Origin of the sequence: Haloferax sp. Atlit-10N (genome assembly GCF_003586325.1) — an archaeon.
Taxonomy (GTDB): domain Archaea; phylum Halobacteriota; class Halobacteria; order Halobacteriales; family Haloferacaceae; genus Haloferax; species Haloferax prahovense.
Genome location: NZ_PSYX01000015.1, coordinates 1 through 17377, shown reverse-complemented (window position 1 = coordinate 17377; position 17377 = coordinate 1). Strand labels below are relative to the sequence as shown.

The following is a 17377-nucleotide window of genomic DNA, read 5'->3' as shown; positions in this document are numbered from 1 at the left end:
GCGATTTTCGTCCCCTAAATCCTCCTCGTGTTTCTGTTTGTACGACTAGGCGAGTATATTGTAGCCGACGTGTGCAAGTGCGAGGCCGAGATAGCCGAGGACGAGCAGCGCCACGGTTCGCCGAGAGAGCGACGGGATTCCAATCGGTTCGTTTCCGTGAATCCGTTCTCCGAGCGCGTACACGAACCGCCCGGCGAGCAGCGCAAACGGGATATGTACGAACACCAGCGGTAGGAATAGCGAATCGAACCGGACCGTTGCCTCTAGCTGCGCCAAGTACTCGAGTTTGAGCAGTACTTCGAGTCCAGCGACAGTGAATCCGGACGTCACGGTAGCAAGCAATCCCTCGGTTTTCGAGAGGAGTCGTCCCCGCCAGTAACTCCAGCCGTAGAACGTGAGAATCAGTGGGAGGAAGCGAACGAGTGCTTCCTCGATGAGCCCAACCAGTAGTGGCCACGTCATGTTCGTCGTCGCCTGAAGCAGAGCGAGTTCGAGCAGATAGGCGAGCCAGACGCCGACACCGGTCACGATAGCACTCACGACTGTAATGCCAAGGAGTGACCGATATCGATACGTCATATTTCACGAGAGGCGTATTCTGATACTCGGGGAGCAATCGGCATAGGCGTACCCGTTCTGGGGGGACATTGTTCCTCGAAGAGGCTTTATTACTGTGTGACTGTTAGTCAATACCACGACGTTCGATAGGCCCATAGTACAGTATCATGGCTTCCGATGACTCCACCGCGACCCAGCTCCCTTCCGATTCGGAAAGCGATGTCATTGGTCGGATCGAAGACGAGATTCTGTCACGGCGCGGATTCCTTGTCGGACTCGCCACCGGTGGTGTCGGAGGTGCTGGAGCAGTTCTCGGTCTCACACGCTCCGACGAGGGGTTTCAATCGCTGGCGACGCTTGCCGGTGGGGCGACGCTTCCCGCCATGGTACAGTATTATCTTCCAGCAGTCGATTCGTCTGGCGAGGGCCTCATACTCCCGGTCAAGTTTGCGTTTTCGGAGGGTGATGGTGAGTTGTTTGTCGATGTGGGCGACGTTGAGGTCCGTCACGATTTACAGCTCGCACTCCGGGAGGCGACGGAGACGGCGACGCGTCTCACTGGCCGTTCGCTCGCGGGAACGTCGATACGAGTCACGTTCGATCCTCCCGACTCAGAGGTACTCGCACTCGGCGGGAAAAGCTGGGAAGCGGGCCTCACGGTCGCACTAGTCGCTAGCCTCCGGAGACAGTCCCCTCCACGAACGAAGCTGATAACCGGCGTTGTGAACGACGAAGGAGTGTTGCTTCCTGTCGGTAAAATCGGAGCGAAGGCCCGTGCAGCACGAGCATTGGGAGCGACGGAACTGATCGTTTCTGACGACACACCGTCAGACGTGACGGTTCAGGGGATTCGAGTCGTTGAAGTCGCGTCGATCGGGGATGCACTCGATCGTATTTTGTAACCTTCCACATCGTCACCCCGTCCAAGGAGGAGACAATTCAAGAGCCAGGTCACCGTAGCAAGAGGTATGAACGAAGAGTCTCCATTCGATGCAATCCGCGAATTCGAGTTCGACGGCACCTCCTACAAGATGGCCGACCTCACAGTCCTCGAAGAGGAGAGTCTCTGTGAACTTGATCAGCTCCCCGTCAGCATCCGAGTGCTGCTTGAATCCGTCCTCCGGAACGCCGACGGAGAAACCATCACCGCCGAGGACGTTCAGAACGTCGCGTCATGGCAACCTGACGTGCCGGATGTCGAACTCCCGTTCACACCCTCGCGGGTCGTTCTTCAGGACCTCACCGGTGTCCCTGCCGTCGTCGACCTCGCTGCGCTCCGCTCAGCGGTTGACCGGAAAGGCAAGGATCCCGCGATCGTCGAGCCAGAGATTCCAATTGACCTCGTGATCGACCACAGCGTCCAGGTCGACTATTTCGGCTCCGAGGATGCCTACGAGAAGAACGTCGAACTGGAGTACGAGCGCAACGGCGAGCGGTATCGAGCGCTCAAGTGGGCTCAGCAGGCCTTCGACGACTTCCGCGTCGTCCCGCCGGGAACGGGAATCGTCCACCAAGTAAACCTCGAATATCTCGGCCAAGTGGTCCACGCTCGTGAGCGTGACGGCGAGAACTGGCTGCTTCCGGACACGCTCGTCGGCACGGACAGTCACACGCCGATGATCGGCGGCATCGGCGTCGTCGGCTGGGGCGTGGGCGGCATCGAGGCAGAGGCTGCGATGCTCGGCCAGCCCATCACGATGAAGCTTCCCGAAGTCGTCGGCGTTCGCCTCACCGGCGAACTCCCCGAGGGTGCAACTGCGACTGACCTCGTGCTTCACGTCACCGAACAGCTTCGCGAGGTTGGCGTCGTCGATCGCTTCGTCGAGTTCTTCGGTCCTGGCGTGGCGAATCTCACGGTCCCCGACCGGGCGACTATCGCGAACATGGCCCCCGAGCAGGGCTCGACCATCTCGATGTTCGGCGTCGACGAGGCGACGCTGGACTACCTCGAACTCACGGGTCGTGACGAGGAACACATCGAACTCGTTCGCGAATATCTCGATGCGCAGGGGCTGTTCGGCGAGCAGAACCCCGAGTATACGGAAACGGTCGAGCTCGATCTCTCGACGATCACGCCGAGTCTCGCCGGCCCGAAACGCCCCCAGGATCGTGTCCCGATGGACGATATGAAGACCCACTTCCGGGGGCTGGTCCACGGCGAGTTCGAGGACGAACTCGACGACGTCGACGAGGACGCACTCACCCGCTGGCTGGGCGAGAGCAGCGTCGCCGCCGACCGCCCCGACGCCGACCTCCCGGAACCGGACGTGGGCGAACTAAACGACACGGTCGACGTCGACCTCGACGGCGAGACGACCGAAATCAGGCATGGGAGCGTCGTCGTCAGCGCCATCACCAGCTGTACGAACACGTCGAACCCCTCGGTGATGCTCGCCGCAGGCCTGCTCGCCCGCAACGCCGTCGAGTGCGGCCTGGATGTCCCCGAGTACGTCAAGACTAGTCTCGCGCCCGGGAGCCGCGTCGTCACCGAATACCTCGAAGCCTCGGGATTACTGCCGTATCTCGAAGACCTCGGCTACAACGTCGTCGGCTACGGCTGTACGACCTGCATCGGGAACGCCGGGCCACTCCCCGAACCCATCGAGCGCGCCATCGACGCCGAGGACCTCTGGACGGCGAGCGTCCTCTCGGGCAATCGGAACTTCGAGGCGCGCATCCACCCGAAGGTCAGAGCGAACTACCTCGCCAGTCCGCCGCTGGTGGTCGCTTACGGGCTGGCCGGTCGGATGGACATCGACCTCGAAACGGACCCACTCGGGACGGACGATAACGGGGACCCGGTCTACCTCGCCGACATCTGGCCGGACGCCGACGAAATCCACACGGCGATCCATGAGAGCGTGGACGCTTCGATGTTCGAGGAGAAGTACGCCGAAGTGTTCGAGGGTGACGAACGGTGGGAGGCACTCGACGCGCCGACCGGTGACGTCTACGAGTGGGACGATTCTTCGACGTACATCCGCGAGCCGCCCTTTTTCAAGGACTTCCCGCTGGAGGAGCCCGGTGTCAGCGACATCGCCGACGCTCGCACCCTGATGCTGCTCGGGGACACCGTCACCACCGACCACATCAGCCCGGCCGGACCGTTCTCTCGGGAGCAGCCCGCCGGCGAGTGGCTCGTCGACCAGGGTGTCGAACCTCACGAGTTCAACACCTACGGTGCCCGCCGGGGCAACCACGAGGTGATGATGCGCGGCACCTTCGCCAACGTTCGCATCGAGAACGAGATGCTCGACGACGTCGAGGGCGGCTACACGATTCACCAGCCGACGGGCGAGCAGACGACCGTCTTCGAGGCGAGCCGCCGCTATCGGGAAGATGATACGCCGCTGGTGGTGTTCGCCGGCGAAGAACTCGGCACCGGGTCGAGCCGCGATTGGGCCGCAAAAGGGACTGACCTCTTGGGCGTTCGCGCAACCATCGCGGAGAGCTACGAGCGCATCTTCCGTGACAACCTCGTCGGCATGGGTGTCCTCCCGCTGCAGTTCGCTGACGGTGACTCGTGGGAATCCCTCGGTCTCGACGGGTCGGCGCGGATTGAGATTCGTGGATTGGACGACGGCCTAGACGTGAACGACGAGTTGACCGTCGTCGCAGAGCGGGACGACGGCTCGAGAGTCGAGTTCCCGGTCACGGCACAAGTTGGGACGCCCGCAGCCGTTCGATACGTTGAGAACGGCGGAATCCTGCATCTAGTACTCCGCCGACTGCTCACCGAGGACTAATAAGGGGCAACTATCCTGAGTGACAAATGGTATTAGAGACAACTACTTCACGATCTGAAAGTTTCCGCTCTCGCTCACAGCAGTCGTCTGAACCGTTACCGCGAATCCAACGCGTGGCAGTACTCGGTGGGGCAGTCGGCGGTCTCGCCGCTGCTGAAGGCTTTTCCAAGCGAGGTTTCGAAGTAGACCTTTTCGAACGTCAGTCGTACGACGACAAACGAGTCAACTGTGGGGAAGCGATGACGGCCGTCTCGAAGATTCCACTCCGTTCGATGTCGGCGAATGGGTTCGTCAATGCTCTTCCGGAGTTACGTGTGGATATCTACGACGGAACGACATCCAGCAGACAGCACACCGGGAGTGGGAGATTCCCGGCCTCCGATACGTACATCACCGACCGAAACATCGTTGAACGACGATGGTCCGAACGCCTCGCTGAAAAGGGCGTTTCGATTCACGAAAACCACCAGATCACGAAGGCGGAGTTCCGGACGTTTGCCGATAAATACGACCTCTTGGTCGACGCGACTGGCCAACCGTCGATTACCAGCAAAGTTCGAGGGAGAACGGACGAGTACGCGGGTCGGATGATCGCCCTCAATGCTGACGTGGAGGGCGACTTTTCAGATCTCTACCCGAATAGCCAGATCGTTCTTGAGGGCTATACCGGGTACGCGTGGGCGTTCTCGAAATCGCCCGAGCGGGCAAACGTCGGCATCGGGTGGACTGAGAGCGAACGCCCAGCCGATTACATAGCCGCATTTGAGGCGGCGTGTGAACGAAACGGCTGGCCGATACCATCTCGGAGTCAGACGAATATCGCTATCATCCCCGAAGGACCGAGTCTCGATCCTGCGCTGACCTATCTACCTGAGTGGCCCGTCGTTCGTGTCGGGGATGCGGCTGGACTCGCGAATCGGCTGACCGGGAAGGGGATCTCGCAAGCAATTCAGTCGTCGTATCTCGCAGCCAAGTTGACGGCGGAGGGAAGCCTTCAGGAGTATCCAGACCGACTCTATCGGACGATGAAAGGGGAGTACCTGCTCGCCCGGATTATGCGGCACCTCGTCGAGACGCGTCAGATGACCGTTCTCGGTGATGCCGTCCAAGTGGTGTCTGGAATCGACATCGAAGACATCGATCGATCCCCACGGGCGGTTCTTCGTCGCTTCTTGGGGCATCCACGGGTGGCTGCTCGGATCTTCTCCAACCCGGCTGTAATCAAGCAGACGTATGCCGCCGTCACAGACGCCTGGGAATACGATACTATTCAGCCAGTATGACGGTATCGGAGAGATCACCCCGAAAAGGGCTCTCTATTCCGGTATGGCGAGATCCCAACGCGATTTTATAACACCTTCCCGGGAATTAGCACGATATGGCATCTCAAGAAGTTCAATTAGAAAGTACGATCGGGGGGTTCACCGCAAGCGGTCGACTACACACGTTGAGTGTCTGGTTTATCTTTGCGCTTCGGTTGATGATGGGACTGGCGTTCTTCCAGAGTGGTCTCGACAAGGTCCTCTCGGGAAGTTTTAGTGCCGGTGGATATCTCACCGGGGCCGTTCCGAATAGCGGGAGTCCACTCGCTGATCTGTTCGTCGCGATGGGGAACACGCCGTGGTTTGTTGACTTCGTGAACGTTGCAGTACCGTGGGGAGAGCTGCTTATCGGCCTCGGGTTGTTGTTCGGTGCCCTCACTCGGCTCGCTGCGTTCTGGGGGGCATTTATGATGCTCATGTTCTATTTCGGCAACTGGGATGTCACACATGGCTACATCAACGGTGATTTCGCGTACATGCTCGTGTTCCTCTCAGTCGCCGCGTTCGGTGCGGGACGGATACTCGGCCTTACGCGTACATTGAACAGTACGAGGTTGGTGGAGTGCCGCTTGTCGAACGGCATCCCTGGACTCAGTATCTACTCGGGTAAGTAAGCGTGTCATCAATAGATACCACTATTACGAATCCCGGTGCTTGGGGCCTCGCGATTATCTTCATTGTCGTCGTTTCTTGGTTCTTCTATCGGTACTTCGCTCCTGACAGCTGGCGGGAGTGGGTCGGCGCAGGAGTGGTACAGGCGTTCATCATCGCATTATATGCGGAGATGTACGGGTTTCCACTGACGATCTATCTGCTGGTCCGGTTTTTCGGTCTGGACCGCGAGTACGTCAGTACCAATCTCTGGTCTACACTGATCGGGTTTGGCGAAACGGGTATGTTCGTATCAATGCTCCTCGGCTACGCTGTGGCGTTTGTCGGCATCGGCCTGTTTGCTCAGGGATGGCGACAAGTCTATCGTGCCCGACAGGACGACCGACTGGTCACAGACGGGCTTTACAGGTACGTCCGCCATCCACAATACACCGGTCTGTTCATCGCTCTGTTTGGCGAGGGCATCATTCACTGGCCGACAATCTTCTCTGTCGCTCTATTTCCGTTCGTCGTTGTGATTTTTACGTGGCTTGCACGGAGAGAAGAGCGTGATATGATCGATACATTCGGTGAGGACTACCGCACTTATCAGCGCAAAGTGCCGATGTTTATCCCCCGCTGGGAGCAGTGGCGCGATCTCGTGGCTGAGTCTCGTAGCAGCAGTGACGATCTCAAAGACCCATGACTTCGACGAGACCGCTCTGGAATGAATGGTATTCGTATCGAAACTGTGGTTGGGCAGTGGAAGGGAGTCAGGGATTAATTGCCCGACACCGTAGATGTTCCTTGTCTGTGTCGTCGAATTATTGATAGACGAAATTCAGATTGTGAACTACGTGAGCAGGTAGATACCCGTCAGTCCGTCATTGCCGCATGTCTCTCGTCACCGCGTTCCCCACCAGCCACCGAATCCTGTTTGTGGAGCCAGTAGAGGAACGCGAAGAACGCCGTCGCGAGGACGTTCAACACGAGCTTGTAGTTGAGCTCGATGGACACTTCGGCGATCTGCGCGGAGGCTCGTGAGGGGATGAGGCCCAGGCCCAGGAACAGGAAGTGGACCACGAACCCGGCGATAACGGCGGTGACGAAGATCATCAGACTGAGTACCGCCGCGAAGGTCGTCCCGTAGTACTCGTCGTAGGCTTTCATGATCGGCGGGACGATGAGGTCCGCGAAGATGTACGAGAGCACCGACCCGAAGGGGAGCCCGCGCGTCCAGAGGACGGTCCCGAACGGGACGTTCCCGACCGAACAGACGAAGGTGACGACGCCGATGATCGCACCCAGCGCGGCCGTCCAGAGGACGTACACCGGCAAACCGAATACGGCGCCAGAGAAGACGCTCGTCCAGACGGCTTCGGGGATGAACCCGGCAATGAGGCCGGCGAAAATGAACCCGATAGCGATCTCGTCCCACAGCATCGCCCACTCCTTCCACTGTTTGTCCGCGAGCGATTTCCACCCGGACCACGAGGTCGCCTTCTCCGGAATCGACGTGTTCGCTTCCTCCGGGTCGAAGGAGTCCTTGCAGGACTGCGAGCAGAAGTAATACGTCTGGCCCTCGTGCTCGATGGAGTAGTCGGTTTCCTCAGGATCGACCTCCATTCCACAGACCGGGTCTTGGACAGTGATGCCCTCGTCGTCGGTGACGTTCTCGCGTGCTTCATCGAGGATCTTGTCGGGGACGACGTAGACGAAGCCAACCGACATCAGGCCGATGAGGAGCAGGCCACCGACCACGTCGGCCAGCAGGAACTCCCAGCCCAGCAGCAGCCAGATGACGATGCCGATCTCGATGACAAGGTTCGTCGAGGCGAACTGGAACGCCGCCAGCGCCGCCGCAGCCGACGCCCCCTTCTTGTAGAGGTTCTTCGCCGTGGCGATGGCCGAGTACGAACACGACGAGGAGACGAACCCGAAGAACGTCGCGAGGCCGATGGAGCGAGGCCCGTGTCCCTCGAGCAGCTCCGAAATCTGCTGGGTCGAGACCCACGCCTCGACGCCGCCGGCGATGGCGAACCCGATGACGAGCGCCCACCAGGTGATCCACGCCATCGCGGCGGTCGTCGTCGCGGCCTGCCTCGTGCTCTCCACGAAAAACGTCCCGAGCGGTTTTGTCGTCGTGACGATGCCGATGGCGACGGTGATTACGGCGATAACCGAGAGGATCGCGTAATCTGATCTGTCCATTGTCTTGGTGGCCTACATCTAGGGGCTCCTCTCCTAATGCGGTTGTGGCTACATCTGTGGGATATTTCGTTTGTGAGCCTTTGGATACCAGCATCACAACCCTAGCAGAATTTAGAATCAAGGGGTATGCCACTTCGGGTGCGGAGTAATTGACTTGTGGCTGGCTGGGGAGGATAGTCGTATGCTTACGTCCTACAGCGAACTTCTCGTGACGGGTATCATTCTCGCGAGCACCGTGTACACGGTGAGTAAAACGCCCGCTGTCTGGCACCAGTACGAGGGAATATATGGACACCTACTCGTTGGCGTACCGCTCGTTGGGCTACTGTTCGGGATCGCCCATCTCGGGATGCTCACACCGCTTCCGCATGGCCTGCTCGCTGCAGTTGAAACCGGAGCTCTCCTCGGTGTCATAGTCCTACTCGGCGCACTCGGATATATTCACCCGCGACTTGGGTATTCTGGAGGAGAATCCCGATGACTACGCTCCTCTTCTCGTTACTCTCGGCAGTCGTCGCTAGTGGGCTTGCGTCCCTTTGTTACATCCTGCTCTACGGGGACACTGTGTTGGTGATTCAGCGGCCGTTCTTTTTCAGAATCGGCGTTGGAGCGCTCTGTGCTGCCGTCCTCGGGGCGAGTGCGGTAGTGGTCGGGTGGGTTCCGACACATCTTCTTCACGCTATCTTCGCAGTATCAATCGCTGCGGCGGTCCGGACAGTCCATAACGGTCTCCATCCGGACACTGAAGCGTGGTTCTACTCGCTCTTCCGAACTTGAGCATCGAGGCAGACGATTTCTACTTCTCGGGCTGAGGTGGTTTGGATTCGTAACGACAAGAAGCCTAAAGATGGCATCCCAACGGAGAGACGATGAGCGAGAAGCTGGGCCGTCTCGGTGCAGTCTCGATTGCGCTCGGTGGTATGATCGGAGGTGGGATCTTCGCCGTACTTGGCGTCGTTGCGGAAATGTCGGGGCCTGCGGCGTGGCTCGCCTTTACCGGCGGCGGTGTCGTCGCGTTCTGCGCTGGCTACTCGTACGTTCGTCTCCAGCGGCTTGGCGACGTGTCCGGCGGCTCGGTCAGTTTCTTACAGGAGTTCGGTGAGTCGACGACGGTCGCTGGGATGGTCGGGTGGACGCTTCTGTTTGGCTATATCGGGTCGATGGGGATGTACGCGTTCGCATTCGGTAGTTTCGCGACGAAACTTCTCGGCGTCGAAACAGCCCTCGGGGTTCCACTCCGCCCCGTCGTGTCGGTTCTCAGCGTCCTGGGGTTTGTACTGCTGAACGTCCTCGGCGCCCGGGCGAGTGGCGTGACCGAGGTGCTCCTCGTCGCGGCAAAGGTCGGGATTCTCCTCATTTTCGGTGTGTGGGGGTTCTATTTTGGAGCGCGGACAGGACAGCTGACGACCGGGTTCTCCTCCGTCGCGACGGGCGGGTTGCTCATGTCCGCCGCCCTCTCGTTCGTCGCCTTTCAGGGCTGGCAGCTACTCTTTTACGACGAGGGAAGTCTTCGGAACGCCCGGACGACCATCCCGCAGGCGATCTATCTCTCAATTCCCGTGTCTCTCGGGCTGTACGTCCTCGTAGCAGTCGTCACGACGGGTCTACTTCAGCCCGAAACGATCGCCGCGAACCCCGAGGTGTCACTCGCCATCGCGGCCGAACCGTTCATGGGGCAGATGGGGTTCATCCTCATTTCCGTGGCGGCGCTGTTCTCGACTGGGAGCGCGATCAACGCCACGCTGTTCTCGGCGGCCCACTTTGCGACGGGAATGCTTGAAGACGACCTACTTCCCGACCGGATCGGAGATGCCGATGCCGACGGTGCTCCGACGCGAACACTTCTCATCTTGGGCCTGATAACGGCCGCGTTCACTGCCTACGGTAGTCTTCAGGGAATCACGTCGTTCGCGTCGCTTGCCTTCATCACCGTCTTTGGGTCGATGAGTTTCCTCGCGTTCAGGCATCGAGCGGGGCTTCGCACAGGTATCCTCCCCGCCGTCGGCGTGGTGGGTGCAGTACTGTTCTTCCCGTCGTTAGTGTACCACCTCGCCGTGATGGAACCCGCCGTCTTCAGTGTGGTCCTCGTTGTGACGGTCGTCCTCCTGGGACTGGAGATTCTCTACTTCGAGCGCGAGACTATTCGCTCCGAAATCGATGGCGTGTGATGCTGACGGGGCAGCAGTGCGTGAACGGTTTACGTAACCTGGACAGTATTGTCGAGTGTGCTCTTTTGGGTCCACGCTGCAGTCGCGTATCTCGTTTACCGAGGCATTTCTGGTGGCCCTACTGACCGATGTGACGATGTCCCGATCATCGCCCTGTTCGGAGGTGCGTTGCTCCCGGATCTCGTCGACAAACCACTCGCGTTTGTACTTCCATCGCTCCCGAGTCGGTCGGTCGCGCACTCGGTGTTCACCGCGGCACTCGTCGTCCTGATTGTATTCTACGTCACGAAACACAGAGACCGGTGGGAGGTCGGCGCGGCGTACGCAGTCGGATATGGATCACACCTCGCTGCGGACCTCGTGGATTACCTGTTCGTTCCCGAGGAGACGCTACTGTTTCTGTTCTGGCCGGTCGTAACTGACTATCACCACGTCGAGACGGTCGGAGACCTGTTCGCGCTGTTGTCTCCGACCCCGTATGTACTCGGGCAAACCGTCGTCACGGTACTGGGGCTCTGGCTATGGATAGCTGATGGAATGCCGGGATACCCATCGACCCACCGTCAGTGATCGGGTGAGGTCGACTCTCGTGGTCATTCGACGATGACACGTCCGACCATCCCGCTTTCCTCGTGTGGCAGGCAGAAATACTGGTACGTCCCCGTGACGTCGAACGTGTAACTGTAGGTTTCGCCCCGTTCGAGAAACCCTCTCGCTGACGTACTCTGCCGGACAGCCTGCTCGGACTCGTAGCCGCCGCTTGCGAAGTACGACGCCTCGTCGGGAATCCCTTCTCCGTATGCCGATGCGGTATGGGGGACTCCACTCTCGTTCACCCACGTAACCTGCTGACCGGGGTCGATTGCGACGTCAGCCGGATCGAATCGGAGGTCGCCCGTCATCGTGACCGTCGGGCCCGACGGGCCGCTACCTCCGAGACAGCCAGCAATCGCGGTTGCCCCGACTGCTAGCACACTCCGGCTCCGGCGAAGTACCGACCGTCGTGAATAGCCGTTCATCGGCGCACCCCTCGTGCGGAGGACTCCTCAGTTGTTTCGAGCTTCTTCACCCGTGTCGCTAGTGCGAGAAACGCCGCGGCGAGCGTCAGCGTCACGGCCGCGGCCGCTGCGAGGTCGTGCGCTCGCACCGAGTGATCGAGTGCGCCGTTGACGAGTTCGGCCCGCAGGAACGTGTGGTGAAACTCCCCGACGAGCGGCGCGAAGTAGTCCACGATGTCGTTGAGGCCGTACCAGACGGTGGTGACGGCGACCGCACCGACCGTGAACTCGGCGTAGCGATAGATCAGGAACGACTGGAGGCTCATCGCGAGATGGCTTACGATGAGGAACCAGTAGAGCCAGGGTTCGATACCGCCCGGTCCGTTGAGAACCAGCTGGACGAACGGCGTCCAGAGACCGAGTTTGATGTTGCCGAAGAAGGCGAGCATATGGAGCCACTCGACGTCGTAATCCAGTTTCCACGCGGCGAGACTGAGCGCGACGAACAGCGTCGCGGCGGGGCTGTCGGGGACGAACGGCCACATCACTATCGGGGTTTGGGCCAGCTGGAAGCGGTAGTACCAGAACCCGAACGCAGTCCCGGCCAGATTTATCGCGACGATGACCCACGCGTACCGAAGTGCGAAGTCCTCGACGCGCCGGGGGAGTGGGGCAAGGTAGCTGGGCAGTCGATTCGTGGTCGCTGTAGGTGCGGATGTCATTCGTCTCGCCGAATTACATCCCTGTGCTGTCGTTTCGTCGGTTCGTCATAATCACGCCGCTGATCAACATCAGGACTGCGAGCGCGACCATTCCGAGGTCCCAGCCCATCCCGGCAGTCATCGACGACCCCATGCCGCCGCTCATCCCGCCGTTCATACCGGACCCCATCCCGCTACCCATTCCCCAGTTCACACTCCCGGTGACGCCGACCAGCGCCTGGTTGAGCAACATCACGAGCGAGTAGCCGATCATCAGGGGACCACTCGCGTTCCCGAGCCGATCCGCATAGGGCGTCAGCAGAACGACGCCGTGGACGACCACGACGACGCCGAGGAGCGCCATGAGGAGCCCGCTGTTCGAGCCCATCATCCCGGTGCCACCTGTCGCGGAGAGCAGCGAGTAGACTCCCGAGACGAGTGCGATTGCCGCGCCGTACTGTCGTGTCGTACCGTTTGTGTTCATCGTCTCCATTGTCAGACTCCGAGCATCATCCGAAGCGATCCACGGACGCCCATCGGGAGCCCAATCGCTCCGATGAAGAACGTCATGAGCCACCACCAGGTGTGGTTCATTTCGTCTTTCGCGTCCGCGAGGTACCACACGATACCGCCGGTCACGAGGAGTTTGAGGACGAACGTCGACCCCGAGAAGCCGGTCGCCTGGTACACGAGATTCGTCACGACCAGCTTGGGTGAATAGCCGAGGAACGTGACGCCGATGAGATTCTGCGCCGCATCCCACATCTGGCCGAAGACGGCCAGCAGGAACAACGGGTGTCGAAGGTGTGCGACATCGACGAGACTCGCTCCCCAGTAGTAGAGCGCGGTCACACCGAGGGCGATCCCCGTCGTCGCGACCGGCACCCACACGCGGAGTGGAGCCGACGTCGAGAGCCCGTGCCAGAGCGCCCACCCGACGGCACCGATCGCCCAGACCGTTCCAACGAGACCGACTATCGACGGGATGGACCCGATATTCCGGTTACGCGCGAGTGCGCCGACGCCGAGTGAGAGGACGGTGACGGCGGTGACGACGAAGTAGATCGACGGCGTGATGAACAGCACGGCGTAGTCACCGAGCAGGCCGATATCCTCGAGGGCGCGCATCGCTCCGCCAGCAACGATGATTGGCGCGAACCCGTACGCGAGTCGAGCGTCGTACGTGACATCGAGGGAGTCGAGATACGCTCGGAGCCCGGGGAGACTGTACACGACGGCCGCGAGGTACGTCACCGTGTTCACGGCGTTGTATCCGCGGACGGCCCGTATTCCCTCGTGCGTGACTGGCTGGCCGGCAGCGTCAGCGACGACCGGGCCCCAGAGATACTGCCAGACGAATCGGTCGTAGACGAGCGTCGGGAATGCGAGGAGTGCTGCACCGACGAGGACGACCGGGGCGAGCAGATACAGGACCCACCACTCCCGAGTTCCAGTGGCGGGGAGGGCGGATCCGACGCGGCGAGTGACGGTGCTCACGACTCGCTCACCTCCAGTCGCCACGTCGTGCTTTTCGAGCGTCCCCACTGTTCGAGCGACACGTCGGTGAGGTCGTCCTGGAGCTGGCTCAGATACTGTGCGACGGCTTTCGGCGATCCGTCGAGGTCGCTGGCGATATCCCGAGCCCGAAGGTACGTGGGCTCAGTATCGGCCGTCTCGACGAGGTACGCGTGCACCGTGCGGCGGGAAATAGAGGACATGGAGCAAGTGGCTTTGGCGTTCAGCGGAGTTTCCCGAGCAGTTTGTAGTCGTGATCGGGGGTGTACCGTCGGAACAGCAGGCTGTTCGACAGCACCGACACGCTGGAGAACGCCATCGCACCGGCAGCGAGCACCGGTTGGAGTAGGCCCAGCGACGCCAGCGGGATCATCGCGGTGTTGTACCCGAGCGCCCAGACGAGGTTCTGCTTGATCTTCGCGAGCGTCGCGTCCGAGATGCGGATGGCCTTCACGACGTCGAGGGGGTCGTCGCGCATCAGCGTCACGTCCGCCGCCTCAATGGCCACGTCCGTCCCCGAGCCGATGGCCGTCCCCACGTACGCGACGGCGAGGGCGGGCGCATCGTTGACGCCGTCGCCCACCATCATCGCCTTCCGGCCTTCGTCCTGAATGCTCTCGACGGCATCGGATTTGTCCTCGGGGAGAACCCCCGCGCGGACGTTCTCGGGAGCGATGCCGACCTGCTCGGCGACCGCGCGGGCGGTCCGCTCGTTGTCGCCGGTGATCATCATCACGTCGACACCACGTTCTTGGAGCTGACTTATAGCGTCCTTCGCGCTCTCTTTGATTGTGTCGGCATCGGCGACCACACCCACGAGTTCGCCCTCGTAGGCGACGAGCATTGCCGTCTTCCCCTCGTTCTCGAGGCGCTCCATCGTGTCCTGCGCGGGCGAGGGGTCGATATCGTTGTCACGGAGGAGCTTCCGATTCCCGACCAGGACCTCACTGTTGCCGACAGTCGCTCTGATGCCGTGGCCGGGGACGTTCTCGAAGTGGTCCGGGTCGCTCACGTCGATCCCCCGTTCTTCGGCGCCGTCGACAATGGCACGGGCGAGCGGGTGTTCGCTCGCATGTTCGGCCGTGGCCGCGAGCCGCAGGACATCCTCCTCACCGAGACGGTCACGAGCGGTCAGTTGGCCACCATCTGCAGCAGTATCGCCGCCATCCGTGAGAGGCTGTCCGTCACCGTCGAACACGACGATGTCGGTGAGCTCCATTTCGCCTTTCGTCAACGTCCCTGTCTTGTCGAAGACGACCGTGTCGACGTCCTTCGCGCGTTCGAGGATGTCACCGCCCTTGAACAGGACGCCGTTCTGTGCACCGATAGTCGTCCCGACCATCGTCGCGGCAGGCGTCGCAAGGCCCAGCGCACAGGGACAGGCGATCAGTACGGCCGACGCGAACACGATGATCGAGAACTCGAAGACGGTGACGGTCCCTCCAGCGATTGCAGGTCCACCTGCCACGGCACCCCACAGCGGGAGCCACTCGACGAAGCTCGCGAGCGCTCCGGGGAACAAGTACCAGACGACACCCCAGAGAACGGCGTTGGCGATGACTGCCGGCACGAAATACGCCGAGATGCGGTCGGCGAGGTTCTGGATGTCGGGCTGGCGCGACTGGGCGTCCTTGACCGTCTGAACGATCTGCTGAAGCGCCGTGTCCTTCCCGACCTTCGTCGCCTCCACGACGAGCACGCCGTTCTCGTTGATAGTCGAGCCGACGACCTCGTCACCCTCGCTCTTCTCGACGGGGACAGACTCGCCGGTGACCATCGACTCGTCGACCGCTGACTGGCCATCGACGACGACCCCGTCGGTCGGGATCTGCTCGCCAGGCCGAACCTTCATCCGATCGCCGACCTCGACGTCCTCAAGTGGGATCTCCTCCTCGTTGCCGGCCTCATCGACGACGGTGGCCGTCTCGGCCTCCATCTCCAGCAGCTTGCGGAGCGCCTCGCCGGCTTGGCCCTTCGAGCGGGCTTCAAGGTAGTTCCCGAGGGTGATGAACACGAGGATGAGCGCGGCGGTGTCGAAGTACAGGCCGCCCGCGATGAGCCCTGAGAGGACTGCGACAGAGTAGACGTACGCAGTGGTCGAGCCCAGCGCGATCAGGACGTCCATGTTGGCGCGCTTGTTGTTCACCAGCGCATTGTACGAGTTCTTGTAGAACGGCCAACCGAGCACCAGCTGGACGGGCGTCGCCAGCAGGAACTCTGCCCAGCCGAACTCGATTCCGAGAATGGTCTCCGGGAGGACGCCACCGCCGAGGAGGAACTTCTCGGCGAGGAAAAAGAGGAGAGGTGCCGACAGCACCGCACCAAACAGGGTCAGTCGAAGCTGCTTACGGATTTCAGCCTGTCGCGCGGCGTCGCGCGCGTCCTCGCCAGAGTCGCTGTCGTCGCCGTCCTCTCGGACGGGCGAGTAGCCCGCGCTCTCGATGGCATCGTAGAGTGCATCCAGCGACGTGTCCGCGGGGTTGTACCGGACCTGGGCTTCGTCGGTGGCGAAGTTCGCCTCGGCCGCGATGACACCGGGTGTGTTCTCTAGGGCAGTCTCATTGGTCTGTACACAGTTGGCACAGGTCATATCGGAGATGCCGATGGTCACTGTGTCAGACACTGCACCATACCCGGCATCTTCGATCGCCTCGTATATCTCTTCGAGCGATACCTCGTCAGGATCGTACTCGACGGAGCCTTCATCCGTGGCGAAGTTCGCGTTCGCCTCAACGACGCCGTCGAAGGACTCTAGCGCGTCGCCAACTGTCGCCGAACAGTTAGCACAGGTCATCCCTGTGATGTCGAGATGTGCAGTTCGCGTTCCCATTCTTGCCCTATACTACGTAGTCCTTCCTTAGTGCAGTTACTGTTTCGAAACCAGTGTTTTAGACCAGTATAGAATTTAGATTCAAAGGCCTAGTTCCGTTCCACTACCGAAGGATGCCAATATCGACTTCGCCGATCTGGAGCGGAAATCGCGGCTACAACTAGACTCCGTCTTCGAGACGTTGATACTGGTCTTCGAAGCGGCCACGGCACGACGGACAACAGAAGTGATAGATGTCTCCGTCGATTCGAGCGGATTCGCCCTCGCTATCGACCGTATTCCCACACTCGGCGCACGTGATTGCGAACTCGGTGCCGTCGAGTGAGGGTGTCCATTCGAGGTCGTCGACGAGCGTCACCGAGTACTCCGTTGATGGCGCGTCTTCGAGGAGACCCTCGACCCACCGGCGAACGTTCTGTCCTTCCGCACGACCGTAGAACCATATTTTCCCCTCGGCAGTGACGAAGAGGTGTTCGATACCATCCGCGTCGTGGAGCCGGCTTCGAAGTGACTCGATGGCAGCGGTATCGTTTTCGAGCTGGACGAACACCGGAACGCCAGCTCGCAGTTGTGCGCGATTCACGTCGACGGTGAAGCCGTTGATGATGTCGGCCTCCTCTAACCGTTTCACGCGGTCTGATACGGCTGGCCCCGAGAGATCCACCTCCTCACCGATGCTGCTGAACGGGCGTCGCGCGTCCTCTGCTAGTAGCGAGAGGATCTCCATGTCTGTCTCG

At 60.7% G+C, this 17377-nt stretch carries 17 protein-coding genes and 1 pseudogene; 9 read left to right on the top strand and 9 right to left on the bottom strand.

Translation table 11 applies throughout. The features are described from left to right. Positions 1-45: 45 nt before the first annotated feature. Entirely contained in the window at positions 46-540 is a 495-nt protein-coding gene (locus C5B91_RS20525; protein WP_233547770.1) for a hypothetical protein, read from the bottom strand. Positions 541-725: 185 nt separating this feature from the next. On the opposite strand from C5B91_RS20525, the gene C5B91_RS20520 reads away from it, so the two are divergent. The 5 genes and pseudogenes from C5B91_RS20520 to C5B91_RS20500 all read left to right on the top strand — a co-directional run bounded on the left by C5B91_RS20520 (position 726) and on the right by C5B91_RS20500 (position 6923). Further along, positions 726-1460 carry a twin-arginine translocation signal domain-containing protein gene (locus C5B91_RS20520; protein WP_115819524.1) on the top strand — a complete coding sequence of 245 codons (735 nt, stop codon included), beginning with the start codon at positions 726-728 and terminating at the stop codon, positions 1458-1460. Between the two features lie 66 nt (positions 1461-1526). After that, positions 1527-4304, top strand: a complete 2778-nt coding sequence (gene acnA / locus C5B91_RS20515) for an aconitate hydratase AcnA (protein WP_115819523.1) — start codon at positions 1527-1529, stop codon at positions 4302-4304. 113 nt (positions 4305-4417) lie between these two features. After that, complete coding sequence (locus tag C5B91_RS20510; protein WP_233514214.1) at positions 4418-5587, top strand: NAD(P)/FAD-dependent oxidoreductase; 1170 nt, start codon at positions 4418-4420, stop codon at positions 5585-5587. Positions 5588-5682: 95 nt separating this feature from the next. Then, positions 5683-6236 (top strand): annotated as a pseudogene (locus C5B91_RS20505) (DoxX family membrane protein). Positions 6237-6242: 6 nt separating this feature from the next. Continuing rightward, entirely contained in the window at positions 6243-6923 is a 681-nt protein-coding gene (locus tag C5B91_RS20500) for an isoprenylcysteine carboxylmethyltransferase family protein (RefSeq protein ID WP_199519517.1), read from the top strand. 170 nt (positions 6924-7093) lie between these two features. Here the strand turns inward: C5B91_RS20500 and C5B91_RS20495 are convergent, their stop codons facing one another. Continuing rightward, the gene (locus C5B91_RS20495) at positions 7094-8428 is read right to left on the bottom strand and encodes a permease (protein WP_115819522.1); all 1335 of its coding nucleotides are present in this window, start codon (positions 8426-8428) and stop codon (positions 7094-7096) included. 181 nt (positions 8429-8609) lie between these two features. Here C5B91_RS20495 and C5B91_RS20490 point away from each other — a divergent pair, with 181 nt between their 5' ends. The 4 genes from C5B91_RS20490 (at position 8610) to C5B91_RS20475 (ending at position 11166) form a co-directional block, all read left to right on the top strand. Then, positions 8610-8909, top strand: coding sequence for a hypothetical protein (locus tag C5B91_RS20490; RefSeq protein WP_119712974.1), 300 nt, complete (start codon positions 8610-8612; stop codon positions 8907-8909). Then, positions 8906-9205, top strand: a complete 300-nt coding sequence (locus C5B91_RS20485) for a hypothetical protein (protein ID WP_115819521.1) — start codon at positions 8906-8908, stop codon at positions 9203-9205. The genes C5B91_RS20490 and C5B91_RS20485 overlap by 4 nt, the downstream gene beginning before the upstream one ends. A gap of 92 nt (positions 9206-9297) precedes the next feature. Beyond that, complete coding sequence (locus C5B91_RS20480) at positions 9298-10596, top strand: APC family permease (protein ID WP_115819520.1); 1299 nt, start codon at positions 9298-9300, stop codon at positions 10594-10596. A gap of 57 nt (positions 10597-10653) precedes the next feature. After that, positions 10654-11166, top strand: a complete 513-nt coding sequence (locus tag C5B91_RS20475) for a metal-dependent hydrolase (RefSeq protein WP_158544180.1) — start codon at positions 10654-10656, stop codon at positions 11164-11166. 23 nt (positions 11167-11189) lie between these two features. On the opposite strand, the gene C5B91_RS20470 is transcribed toward C5B91_RS20475, so the two are convergent. From C5B91_RS20470 to C5B91_RS20440, 7 genes are all read right to left on the bottom strand, one after another. Then, positions 11190-11498, bottom strand: a complete 309-nt coding sequence (locus tag C5B91_RS20470) for a plastocyanin/azurin family copper-binding protein (RefSeq protein ID WP_233514213.1) — start codon at positions 11496-11498, stop codon at positions 11190-11192. A 113-nt stretch (positions 11499-11611) separates the two neighbouring features. Continuing rightward, positions 11612-12316 (bottom strand): DUF1405 domain-containing protein, encoded by a 705-nt coding sequence (locus C5B91_RS20465; protein WP_115819517.1) that lies wholly within the window; start codon positions 12314-12316, stop codon positions 11612-11614. 13 nt (positions 12317-12329) lie between these two features. Next, positions 12330-12779 carry a hypothetical protein gene (locus C5B91_RS20460; RefSeq protein ID WP_233514212.1) on the bottom strand — a complete coding sequence of 150 codons (450 nt, stop codon included), beginning with the start codon at positions 12777-12779 and terminating at the stop codon, positions 12330-12332. Positions 12780-12790: 11 nt separating this feature from the next. Beyond that, positions 12791-13792, bottom strand: coding sequence for a DUF63 family protein (locus tag C5B91_RS20455; RefSeq protein ID WP_115819515.1), 1002 nt, complete (start codon positions 13790-13792; stop codon positions 12791-12793). Beyond that, complete coding sequence (locus tag C5B91_RS20450) at positions 13789-14013, bottom strand: hypothetical protein (RefSeq protein WP_049983691.1); 225 nt, start codon at positions 14011-14013, stop codon at positions 13789-13791. The genes C5B91_RS20455 and C5B91_RS20450 overlap by 4 nt, the downstream gene beginning before the upstream one ends. 20 nt (positions 14014-14033) lie before the next feature. Beyond that, positions 14034-16640, bottom strand: coding sequence for a heavy metal translocating P-type ATPase (locus tag C5B91_RS20445; protein ID WP_115819514.1), 2607 nt, complete (start codon positions 16638-16640; stop codon positions 14034-14036). A 160-nt stretch (positions 16641-16800) separates the two neighbouring features. Next, positions 16801-17377: AsnC family transcriptional regulator (locus C5B91_RS20440; RefSeq protein ID WP_119712973.1), on the bottom strand; the 577-nt coding region annotated here is incomplete at its 5' end.

Excerpts from the sequence above, each read along its gene's own strand:
- C5B91_RS20450 (WP_049983691.1), bottom strand. The coding sequence starts at position 14,013 with ATGTCCTCTATTTCCCGCCGCACGGTGCACGCGTACCTCGTCGAGACG.
- acnA (WP_115819523.1), top strand. The coding sequence starts at position 1,527 with ATGAACGAAGAGTCTCCATTCGATGCAATCCGCGAATTCGAGTTCGAC.
- C5B91_RS20460 (WP_233514212.1), bottom strand. The coding sequence starts at position 12,779 with ATGAACACAAACGGTACGACACGACAGTACGGCGCGGCAATCGCACTC.
- C5B91_RS20485 (WP_115819521.1), top strand. The coding sequence starts at position 8,906 with ATGACTACGCTCCTCTTCTCGTTACTCTCGGCAGTCGTCGCTAGTGGG.
- C5B91_RS20495 (WP_115819522.1), bottom strand. The coding sequence starts at position 8,428 with ATGGACAGATCAGATTACGCGATCCTCTCGGTTATCGCCGTAATCACC.
- C5B91_RS20490 (WP_119712974.1), top strand. The coding sequence starts at position 8,610 with ATGCTTACGTCCTACAGCGAACTTCTCGTGACGGGTATCATTCTCGCG.
- C5B91_RS20480 (WP_115819520.1), top strand. The coding sequence starts at position 9,298 with ATGAGCGAGAAGCTGGGCCGTCTCGGTGCAGTCTCGATTGCGCTCGGT.
- C5B91_RS20465 (WP_115819517.1), bottom strand. The coding sequence starts at position 12,316 with ATGACATCCGCACCTACAGCGACCACGAATCGACTGCCCAGCTACCTT.
- C5B91_RS20445 (WP_115819514.1), bottom strand. The coding sequence starts at position 16,640 with ATGGGAACGCGAACTGCACATCTCGACATCACAGGGATGACCTGTGCT.
- C5B91_RS20470 (WP_233514213.1), bottom strand. The coding sequence starts at position 11,498 with ATGACGGGCGACCTCCGATTCGATCCGGCTGACGTCGCAATCGACCCC.
- C5B91_RS20520 (WP_115819524.1), top strand. The coding sequence starts at position 726 with ATGGCTTCCGATGACTCCACCGCGACCCAGCTCCCTTCCGATTCGGAA.